This window comes from Mesorhizobium sp. M8A.F.Ca.ET.208.01.1.1, from assembly GCF_004791315.1.
Lineage (GTDB): Bacteria > Pseudomonadota > Alphaproteobacteria > Rhizobiales > Rhizobiaceae > Mesorhizobium.
Genome location: NZ_SRUT01000244.1, coordinates 1 through 317 on the forward strand (window position 1 = coordinate 1; position 317 = coordinate 317).

Genomic DNA, 317 nt, shown 5'->3' on the forward strand with positions numbered 1-317 from the left:
TTTCGCCCGGCCGGGGGAAACTGGCGCCGACACGGTTGCTTCGGACGTCTCGCTCATGGTCGCACATACTCCTGATAGGCGAGCGACAGGATGCGCTCCTGGTCGAATTCGGCGCGCGGCACCTCGCCGACGATCCTGTTCTTGGAAAAGACGATGATGCGGTGGCACATGCCCATCAGCTCGGGCAGGTCGGACGACACCATGATGATGCCCTTCTTAGCCGCCGCCAGCATCCACAAGAGCTGGTAGATCTCGCGCCGCGCGCCGATGTCGACGCCGCGTGTCGGCTGGTCGAGGATGAGGGTCGGGGTGCCGCA

General features: G+C 64.7%; 1 pseudogene. It reads right to left on the reverse strand.

The features are described from left to right. Positions 1-53: 53 nt before the first annotated feature. Positions 54-317, reverse strand: a pseudogene (locus tag EN851_RS35120) (D-xylose ABC transporter ATP-binding protein); the annotation flags it as partial.